Annotated in this window: 9 protein-coding genes; 3 read left to right on the top strand and 6 right to left on the bottom strand. The window is 41.5% G+C overall.

The window, feature by feature from the left end; genetic code table 11:
* Positions 1 to 132 precede the first annotated feature (132 nt).
* Positions 133 to 2,280 (bottom strand): cation:proton antiporter, encoded by a 2,148-nt coding sequence (locus EKM98_RS09630; protein ID WP_125982333.1) that lies wholly within the window; start codon positions 2,278 to 2,280, stop codon positions 133 to 135.
* Between the two features lie 65 nt (positions 2,281 to 2,345).
* Positions 2,346 to 3,266: a UDP-N-acetylmuramate dehydrogenase gene (murB, locus tag EKM98_RS09625; RefSeq protein ID WP_125982329.1), complete on the bottom strand. Its 921-nt coding sequence runs from the start codon at positions 3,264 to 3,266 to the stop codon at positions 2,346 to 2,348.
* Positions 3,267 to 3,514: 248 nt separating this feature from the next.
* On the opposite strand from murB, the gene EKM98_RS09620 reads away from it, so the two are divergent.
* Together EKM98_RS09620 and EKM98_RS09615 are read left to right on the top strand one after the other, a co-directional pair.
* Entirely contained in the window at positions 3,515 to 4,267 is a 753-nt protein-coding gene (locus EKM98_RS09620) for an exodeoxyribonuclease III (RefSeq protein ID WP_125982327.1), read from the top strand.
* A 40-nt stretch (positions 4,268 to 4,307) separates the two neighbouring features.
* The gene (locus EKM98_RS09615) at positions 4,308 to 4,844 is read left to right on the top strand and encodes a 3'-5' exonuclease (protein ID WP_125982325.1); all 537 of its coding nucleotides are present in this window, start codon (positions 4,308 to 4,310) and stop codon (positions 4,842 to 4,844) included.
* A 168-nt stretch (positions 4,845 to 5,012) separates the two neighbouring features.
* Here EKM98_RS09615 and EKM98_RS09610 read toward each other — a convergent pair whose 3' ends face one another.
* The 4 genes from EKM98_RS09610 to EKM98_RS09595 form a co-directional block, all read right to left on the bottom strand.
* Entirely contained in the window at positions 5,013 to 5,534 is a 522-nt protein-coding gene (locus EKM98_RS09610) for a GNAT family N-acetyltransferase (RefSeq protein ID WP_125982324.1), read from the bottom strand.
* Positions 5,527 to 6,003: a tRNA (adenosine(37)-N6)-threonylcarbamoyltransferase complex ATPase subunit type 1 TsaE gene (tsaE, locus tag EKM98_RS09605; RefSeq protein ID WP_125982322.1), complete on the bottom strand. Its 477-nt coding sequence runs from the start codon at positions 6,001 to 6,003 to the stop codon at positions 5,527 to 5,529. Before tsaE ends, EKM98_RS09610 begins: the two co-directional genes overlap by 8 nt.
* Before the next feature lie 391 nt (positions 6,004 to 6,394).
* The gene (gene pta, locus EKM98_RS09600) at positions 6,395 to 7,366 is read right to left on the bottom strand and encodes a phosphate acetyltransferase (RefSeq protein WP_125982320.1); all 972 of its coding nucleotides are present in this window, start codon (positions 7,364 to 7,366) and stop codon (positions 6,395 to 6,397) included.
* A 65-nt stretch (positions 7,367 to 7,431) separates the two neighbouring features.
* Entirely contained in the window at positions 7,432 to 8,127 is a 696-nt protein-coding gene (locus EKM98_RS09595; RefSeq protein WP_125982331.1) for a uracil-DNA glycosylase, read from the bottom strand.
* 133 nt (positions 8,128 to 8,260) lie between these two features.
* Between EKM98_RS09595 and EKM98_RS09590 the strand changes: the two genes are divergently transcribed.
* Positions 8,261 to 9,130 carry a Cof-type HAD-IIB family hydrolase gene (locus tag EKM98_RS09590; protein ID WP_125982318.1) on the top strand — a complete coding sequence of 290 codons (870 nt, stop codon included), beginning with the start codon at positions 8,261 to 8,263 and terminating at the stop codon, positions 9,128 to 9,130.
* The last annotated feature ends 270 nt before the right edge of the window (positions 9,131 to 9,400 follow it).

Below are 9,400 nucleotides of genomic sequence, written 5' to 3'. Positions count from 1 at the left end.
ACGTTTAAGCCAGCATCAAATTCTAATTCAAACGAAAAAGCACAGTTCAATCCCCTTGACTAATCGTAGGAAAGAGGCTAGGACAAATGTCCTAGCCTCTTGCTATTAGCAGTTACTGCTTAGCTCAATATTTTAGTTATCCTCAACATTATCAGCTAGTAGTAGTGCGTTTTCTGAATAATTAACGTACTGCCGCAACTTGGCAGCTAACTGCCACGAAATATACCGCTCCTCCAGCATATTTTGGATTCCGGTTCGCTCTGCAGCCAAGGCCTTCAAACGTAGTTCACGCATCTGCCGATCATACGTTACGCGCGGCGAATGGCCTTGAGCGTGATTCATCTGTTTAATTTGCTCAATTTGGTTACGATAGTTAACAATAATCTGGTAAATAAGCTGGCGATTATACCGGTGTTTTTTAGCCGCCGTTGTTTTCAAAAAGGTTGAGAGTGCCTTAATACCACCCTTTGCACACTCTTTTTCAACATATAACCGTTCATTGTAGAAGGGTCCCTTTTGCCGGTGGGCGATAACTTGATACCGCAAACGATTTAAATTATGCCGAAGATGACCTATTTGGACTAAAATATGGGAACCATTTAATTGCTTGGGTAAATTAATTAGCATTTGCCGGCGCCGGGCCAAATTCTTTTGAAAATACGAGTAGGTCCTCCCCTGTATTTTGCCCTCTTGCCATAACTGATCTAACACTTGGGCCTCACCATTCAAACCAACTTGGCGAAGTTTTAGTTCATCTTCTAGAAAAGGAACTAATTGTTCTTCCGTTCGATTAGCAACTTGAAGTTGGCGGATCATCTCTTGGTATTCCGAAATAAGGTCATAGACTGCCCGTTGATTTGACGTATGCCGCTCACTTTCTATTCGTCTCACGGCTAATTGCATCGTGTAAATTCTGGCCTTAACCTCTGGTAATTCTTTTTCAGAAGGCTTCTCCACCATTCCCTGGGCCATGTTTTCCTGTGATTGTAATTCATCATCCCCACCTAAATCACTACCACGAGTCATAATTGAAACCTTGCTTTTCGTAATTAGTGGAATAAAAATAACCGCCATTAACAGGCTTAAAATAATAACCCCTGCCGCAATAAAAAGCATAATGGAACGTTCAGGAAATGGTGCCCCAGAAGCAACGTAATAAGGCACGGATAACACACCGGCCATTGTAATTGCACCACGAACACCGGATAATCCCGAGAGTAGTGCAACACCAATACTCGGCCGAACATCGTCTTTGGATGGATTAAGGTAGTGAAAGAGCATATTACCTAGTGTCCAAATAACCCGCAAGGCGAAGATCGCCAGCCAAACTAAAATAACGTCCAAAATTGCTACTGGTGTACTGTCATTAGGGTTACGGATGGTTTGCGTCATTGCAACCGGCAATTCAATGCCAAGTATAATGAAAACAACCCCATTTAATAAATAAATAGCAATATCCCAAGTTCTTTCCGTAACAATTTTTAATTCAGGTAAATAGCCCGCATAATTTTGATTAGAAAAATTATAGACAATTCCCGCTGCTACAACGGCAATAACGCCGGAAGCATGGGCACCTTCTTCGGCCACCAAATAAATAATAAACGGTGTAACCAGCTGTAAAACAGTATGTAAAACAACATCACTTATTCCCTGCTGTAATAAAAAGGCCTGCAAGCCCCGAATTAAATACATCAGGACAACCCCAACTACGGCGCCAACTAACGCAATGTAGAAAAAATCGGTTGTTGCGTGCTGCCACGAAAACAAGCCGGTAACAGTTGCGGCAATTCCGTACTTAAATCCAATCAGGCCACTAGCATCATTTATAAGACTCTCACCGCTAACTAAGTGCAATACACCGTCCGGTAATTTGGCCTGACTCGAAATCGATTGTACGGCCACTGGATCAGTTGGTGAGATAATAGCCGCCAACGCAAAACTAGCTGCCAGTGGTAGATCAGGTACCAGCCAGTGGATGACATAACCACCTACTATGGTTGTCGCCAAAACAAGAAAAATGGCGTTTGCAATAATCGGCCCCCGTAAGGCCCATAACTCGGCCTTGGGAAAGTGACGGCCATCATTAAATAGCAATGGCGCTATGAATAGCAGCATGAACCAATCCGTTCGCAAGGGAATTTGAACTTTAAAGACCAAGGCCAACAATAGACCTAACGCAATTTGCAATAAACTTACAGGAAGAAAAGTTAAGTAATGGCTAATTATATTTGATACAAGGACAAGGCAGATTAAAATAATTATTGCTTCCAACATTGTCATTGTCATTACGCAATTCCCTCCTTCTTAATAATAAATGGTCGACCCAAAAAGAGTCGACCACGTCGTTAGTTTTTTGATTCAGGATCTTCACCAATAATCCGTACTTCAGGTTCTAATCGAACCCCAGATTTTTCAAAAACTGTTTTCTGAACAAAGTGAATTAAATCAATATAATCAGTCGCGGTCCCACGGGCGACATTTACCATAAAGCCGGCATGCTTAGTCGAAACTTGAATGCCACCAATTTGTTTACCTTGTAGTCCAGCTTCATGAATCAATTTACCAGTAAAATAACCCGTTGGTCGTTTAAAGACACTTCCACAGGAAGGATACTCTAATGGTTGCTTAGACGCTCGCAGTGCATTTAGTTCGTCCATTCGTGCCTTAATCTTAACTGGATCACCCTTTTTTAGTCGAAACTGCGCTTCTAACACAATTCCTTGATTCTCCTGAACAAGACTGTGCCGATAACTAAAATGAAGGTCACGACCACTGAATTTCTCCACCTGGCCATCTGGCAACAATAACGTCATTGCACTGACAACTTCACTCATTTCACCATCGTAAGCACCAGCGTTCATGAACATTGCGCCGCCAATACTGCCAGGAATGCCCGCTGCAAATTCTAGGCCAGTCAGACCACCCTGCCAGGCAGCAATTGTTGTATCAATAATCTTGGCACCAGCCTGCACAATAATTTCTTTGCCAGTTACCTGAATCTGGTGCATTTTAGTTAGGATGAGTACTAGCCCACGAATACCGCCATCTTTCACGATTAGATTACTAGCGTTACCTAAAATTGTAAGTGGTAATTGCTGCTCACGGGCGTAATTAACTAGGTCAGTTGTTTCGGCAATTGTCTTCGGAAAGGCTAGGTAATCTGCCGGCCCACCGGTTTTTGTATACGTATAATGACTTAAAGGTTCATTTAATTTAATGTCAATTTGCGGAAATTTTTGTTGGATCGTTAAAACCTTATTTAACATACTCTGTGCCATTCCTTTCGGAAATTTATTCTTGTTATTATTTTAGCATGAACATTACTAGATTGACAGCCGGCAACTTCTAGGTAACCTGCTTTGTCTTTTGGTCAATTGTTTTGTAAAATGAAAGAGAAATCATTACCATTGCTCCAATAAATAAAACTTTTCCAAACACGTTTACACTGAATCCACTAAAGGACAATCATCAAAATAGTTACCGGACATAAATCAATTCAACTGGAGGAACTAAAATGAAATTTATTTCGTGGAACGTTAATGGCTTACGGGCCATTCTTAAAAAGAACTTTATGGACGTCTTTGAGGAACAAGATGCCGATTTCTTTTGTATTCAAGAAACAAAACTACAGGCAGGTCAAGTTGACCTTGAGTTGCCCGGCTACCACCAATATTGGAATTACGCGGATCGCAAGGGCTACTCGGGTACTGCCATTTTCACTAAACACGAACCCTTAGCAGTCCGTTACGGAATGGACATTGATGAACACGACCACGAAGGCCGCCTAATCACGCTGGAATACCCTGATTTTTACGTGGTTACTTGCTATACACCTAATTCCCAAACCAAATTAAAACGATTAGACTACCGGATAAGCTGGGACAAAGCCTTTCGCAATTACGTCACTGAACTTTCTAAAGTTAAATCAGTGATTTTCTGTGGTGATTTAAATGTTGCTCACGAAGCAATTGACTTAAAAAACGACCAATCTAACCACCATAATGCTGGTTTTTCAGACGAAGAGCGGGAACAGTTTACACAGCTATTAAAGGCTGGTTTCACCGATAGTTTTCGTTACTTTTACCCTGACCAAACTGGCAGCTATTCTTGGTGGAGCTACCGTTTCAATGCCCGGGCAAACAACGCTGGCTGGCGAATCGACTACTTTGTCACGTCCAATGACCTACAACCTAAATTAGCAAAGGCAAGTATTTTAAACGACATTATGGGCTCCGATCATTGCCCAGTAGTATTAGAAACTAACTAAAAACATCCAAATTTTTACAATTAAGAAAGTGGGTAAATCAATGAACTTTGTTGCAATGGATTTTGAAACTGCGAACAGCAAACGTTATAGTGCCTGTTCAATCGCGCTTACAATTGTTCGTGATAGTCAGGTAGTTGATGAATTTTATTCACTAATTAAACCTGATACACCGTTTAGTTGGCGCAATGAACAAATTCATGGTATCCATACGGCTGATGTTAGCACCGCCCCTGATTTTCCAGCCGTTTGGCCACATATGGCACCCTTTTTTCAGCGAAATCGTCTAGTTGTCGCTCATAACGCCAATTTTGATATTGGTGTTCTCCGCAGTTGTCTGGAACACTACCAATTACAACAACCTGAATACTTAGCGCTAGATACGGTCAAAACAAGTCGCCAATTCTTTCCTGAATTTCCCAACCACAAACTGGATACCGTTTGCCGTGAATTAGAAATTGATTTATACCATCACCACAACGCCCTAGATGACAGCTTGGCCTGTGCTAATATTTTGCTTTGCGAAGCCAATCAGTTTGGGACTGCCCCACTGCAAAAACTAGTTAAGGTCATCGCTTAGTGAACTAAACGCTTGGCCTAATAATCTTTCAATCTAAAATAGTAGCTCCTGCCAAAACTCTAATTTTGACAGGAGCTACTATTTTTCTTTTTCAATCATTTCAGCTAAAAAGTTTTCCAACTGAAGATGTCGGCGAAACAATAACCTTGAACAAAAGGACTACTTGACCTAATTAATCATCTTCGCCATCAATAATACTTGTAAGAAGCCGACTTGCTCATCATAAAAACCACGCTCAAGCTTTCCTTCTACCTGAAAATCAAATTTTTGGTAAAGGTGAATTGCTCGCTCGTTACGTGCCTGAACGGTAAGCTCCAAGCGGCGTAAGATTGATTCCCTTTCCGCCCAACTAATTAGCTCCGCCATCATTGCACTTCCCAGTCCCAGGCCCCAATACGCCTGTAAAATAGAAATACCCAATTCACCAATGTGTTGAATTGGCGCCTCTTGTCCGGCGATCACTCGTGCAATTCCGATAATCTGCTTCCCGGCAAGTGCCACAATCAGCGTGTTATTAGTTGACGTATAAATATCGGCCAGTTGCTCTTGCTCAAACGCCTCTGTCATGCCGTCATTATTACCATCCAATAACAAATAAGCAGTCTCTTGCCCTAATTTGGCCATTACCTTCATTATTTCGGCCGCATCCGTCGGAATTGCTTGACGAATGGTTACCTCCTCATCACTCATGGTGATACTCCTGAGCCAGTGCAGCAACTAACTGTTGACTTTTTTCACCGTGTGCCTCAAATAATAAGCTTCGCCAATCATCGTGTTGTTGCTCCTTAGTAAATTTGATTAAAAGGTAATCCGTTGGCCACAAATCCTGAATAAATTGCGGCCATTCAACAACACTCACACCATCACCCGCAAAATATTCCTCTAGCCCAAGCTCGTCACCACTACCATCTTCTAGCCGGTAAACATCCATATGGTAAAGCGGCAGGCGTCCTTCCTTATATTCACGAATCAAGGTAAACGTAGGACTCTTAACGTAACGTTTAATGCCTAACGCCTGCGCAATTCCCTTTGTAAAAGTTGTTTTGCCAGCACCTAAGTCACCTTCCAAAAGAAGCACACTTCCAGCCTGCAGCAATTGACCTAACTTGTTTGCTAATTGCTCGGTTTCCTGATCGTTTCTTACCTTTACCGTTAGCATGATTTCACCCTCACTTAACTAATTAGGTTTATTATACCAAAATAGGCGGGAGGGGGACAGAAGTCAGTTTTGGGTTTACTACGTCACGTAGGCCGGCCCAATCACCGTGCTATGGTTATTGGGTTGGCTACAGTTAGGTATGTAAGCCCAGACTTTCAGCGAACGTTCTAGAGTAATGATCGGAAATAGTAAGAGGCCAGAAATTTTTTCCTGGCCTCTTACATTGGGTTTATTTTAATTATTAATGAAAGGTTTAAAAAATATTTGACTTCTGGTCAACAAAACTTTGGTCAGGATTGGTAAATACGCTTATTATATTTCTCTGACCAATTTGGTGAAAACGTGTTTGCAAAAGCAGATTATGGCGTATAACTACTTTCCCAAACATTCCTTACATTAACGTCTGTGCTGCAGTAATGATCGCTAATTTATAAACATCTTCCTCATTAGCACCTCGCGACAGATCAGAAACTGGTTTGTTTAAGCCTTGTAGGATTGGTCCCACGGCTTCAAAGCCTCCAAAACGTTGGGCAATTTTATAGCCAATATTCCCTGCTTGTAATTCGGGAAAGACAAAGACGGTGGCCTGGCCAGCAACCTTAGAATCTGGCGCTTTTTGTTGTCCTACTGAAGACACATACGCAGCGTCAAATTGTAATTCACCATCAATTTGGTATTCTGGTGCAGCCGTTTGAGCTAGCTTAGTTGCTTCCTGAACCTTGGTAACAACATCAGCTTTTGCTGACCCCTTAGTTGAAAAACTCAGTAAGGCAACACGCGGATCAATGTCAAATAACGCAGCCGTTTTAGCAGATTCTACCGCAATTTCTGCTAATTCTTGTGCGTTAGGATCAACGTTAATGGCACAATCAGAGAATAAGTAACGTTCCTTACCTTTAGTCATAATAAAGGCGCCACTTGTCCGACTAACACCAGGCTTGGTCTTAATGATTTGTAGTGCTGGCCGAACGGTATCGCCGGTTGGATGAACTGCACCGGAAACCATGCCGTCAACTGCACCGGTATAAACCAGCATCGTTCCAAAATAATTTTCGTCCCGTAACATTGTTTCAGCCTGTTCTTTAGTATTTTTACCTTTACGCCGTTCAACAAACGCCGCTACTAGGCTTGCAAAATCCGCACTATTAGCCGGATCAATAATTTCAATACCGGTTAGGTCAAAATGATGTTCTACGGCGACTTGTTTAACCTTAGCGACATCCCCTAAAATAACTGGCGTTAGTACACCGTCAGCCTTCAAACGACTAGCCGCACCAAGGATTCGTGGTTCAGTGCCTTCTGGAAAAACAATTTTAATATTCTTACCTTTGATCTTGCTGGTTAAACTTGCGAATAATTCCATTTAAAAAAACCTCCAGTAACTTTTGATACTTTCATAATACAGCGCTTACACTAAAAATCCTAGCCCTATTTTAAATCATCCTCATTAACTTGCTCAGGTAACTGCCAATCAATTGGCGTTTCCCCAAACTTTTCTAGTGCCGCATTGGTTTTCGAAAACGGTTTTGACCCAAAGAAGCCATAGTTGGCAGAAAAAGGACTGGGATGGGAGGACGTCAACACGGCATTTTTCGATTCATCAATTAAGTCACGTTTTGCCTTGGCGGCGTTCCCCCACAAAATAAAGACAACTCCACCGCGCTGAGATAACTTTTCAATTGCCTTGTCCGTTAACTGTTCCCAGCCTTTGCCTTTATGTGAAAAAGCCTGCCCACGACGAACGGTTAAAACCGAATTTAACAGCAACACGCCTTGATCGGCCCATTTTTTTAGATAACCGTGTTTAACTGGGGCAATGCCTAAATCACTTTGTAATTCCTTATAAATGTTCTGTAAAGATGGTGGTAACTTTACTCCAGGCTGAACGGAGAAACTAACGCCCATCCCTTGATTAGGATTGTGGTACGGATCCTGACCCAAGATAACAACTTTAACCTGATCAAATGGTGTCCATTCAAAGGCCGTAAAGATGTGATACATATCTGGATAAACAGTCTGTGTTTCGTATTCACTTTTTAAAAATCCATGTAATTGTGCGTAATAAGTTTTCGCAAATTCTGGCTCTAAGATAGTTTGCCAGTCATTATGAATCAATGTTTTCATCATCATAGCACCTCACTGCTATCTATCTTACCGCCCTGCCATTTAAAAAGCTATCCACATCAAAAGATAACGGTTTCGTGGTTCTTTAAAAGTATGCTAAACTATTAGTGAAAACGAAACGGAGGGATCCGCATTGATTCAACTGATTGCATCCGACATGGATGGTACTTTATTAAACGAAAAGATGACTGTTTCTAGCGAAAATGCAGCCGCAATTCAGCGCGCGGCACAACTAGGAATTAAGTTTATTGTTGCCACCGGCCGTGGTTATACGGAAGCCAAACCACTCATCAAACAAGTTGGCATTGAGGCCCCCATCATTACAATGAATGGTGCTCAAGTTTTCAACGATACTGGTGAAGTCATTAATACCGTCAGCATTCGTAAAGAAGTTGTTCGCAAAATTTTTCACATTCTAAAAGAAAAAGGCCTTTACTTTGAAGCGATGACAACTAAAGGAACCTTTTCTGATAGCAAAATGAAACGAATTCAAAATGTCGCGTCACTACTAGTTGATCTCAAAACAACTGATAGTTTTAAAATTGCCGTTTCACTTGCATCCGCCCGGCTTGAATTAATGGATATTAATTACGTTGCAAGTTACGATACGGTTTTAGACGATAAAGATAATTTTGTACTTAAGGTTATTGCTTTTAGTCCCGAAAAACGTGAAATTTTGGCACCAATAGCCGATCAACTAGAACAGCTAGGTAATTTAGCGATTACCGCTAGTTCAGCTAGTAATATTGAAATTAATCATATCAACGCCCAAAAAGGCATCGCCCTTGAAACCTACGCTAGTTCATTAGGAATTAACATGAATAATGTCATGTCGATTGGTGACAACCTTAATGACCGTTCAATGCTTGAAGCGGCCGGTGTCAGTTTTGCAATGGGAAATGCAACCGAGAAAATTAAACAAGTTGCTCGTTATCTAACGGATACTAACGTCAAGGATGGTGTCGGTAAGGCGATCAACCGAGCCATTGACGAAAAACTGTAGGAACTGGCTTGTTTTCCTAACTTGACTGATGTTACGTTTGAAAAATACGTTCACTAGTATTTTCTGACTAATTTAATGTAAACGTGTTTGAAAAAGCGGCTTTCTGCAGTTGCTATGTTTAAAATTGGTGCTCTGCCTTGCTAGTTCTTGCGGTGACCGTGACAAACTGAGTCGCGAGCAGTTATGAACTTTAATAACTGTGTTCCTTGGTTTTGCCACAAGAATAGACAACGGATGAAACATCAAGATTATTAGCGTACTGGGCTGCGA

The organism is Loigolactobacillus iwatensis (assembly GCF_003950295.1).
In the GTDB taxonomy this organism is placed as follows: Bacteria; Bacillota; Bacilli; order Lactobacillales; family Lactobacillaceae; genus Loigolactobacillus; species Loigolactobacillus iwatensis.
The sequence above is the reverse complement of the archived record's forward strand: the minus strand, read 5'-3'. Positions and strand labels throughout refer to the sequence as shown.

Excerpts from the sequence above, each read along its gene's own strand:
- EKM98_RS09610 (WP_125982324.1), bottom strand. The coding sequence starts at position 5,534 with ATGAGTGATGAGGAGGTAACCATTCGTCAAGCAATTCCGACGGATGCG.
- EKM98_RS09620 (WP_125982327.1), top strand. The coding sequence starts at position 3,515 with ATGAAATTTATTTCGTGGAACGTTAATGGCTTACGGGCCATTCTTAAA.
- murB (WP_125982329.1), bottom strand. The coding sequence starts at position 3,266 with ATGTTAAATAAGGTTTTAACGATCCAACAAAAATTTCCGCAAATTGAC.
- EKM98_RS09615 (WP_125982325.1), top strand. The coding sequence starts at position 4,308 with ATGAACTTTGTTGCAATGGATTTTGAAACTGCGAACAGCAAACGTTAT.
- pta (WP_125982320.1), bottom strand. The coding sequence starts at position 7,366 with ATGGAATTATTCGCAAGTTTAACCAGCAAGATCAAAGGTAAGAATATT.
- EKM98_RS09630 (WP_125982333.1), bottom strand. The coding sequence starts at position 2,280 with ATGACAATGTTGGAAGCAATAATTATTTTAATCTGCCTTGTCCTTGTA.
- EKM98_RS09595 (WP_125982331.1), bottom strand. The coding sequence starts at position 8,127 with ATGAAAACATTGATTCATAATGACTGGCAAACTATCTTAGAGCCAGAA.
- tsaE (WP_125982322.1), bottom strand. The coding sequence starts at position 6,003 with ATGCTAACGGTAAAGGTAAGAAACGATCAGGAAACCGAGCAATTAGCA.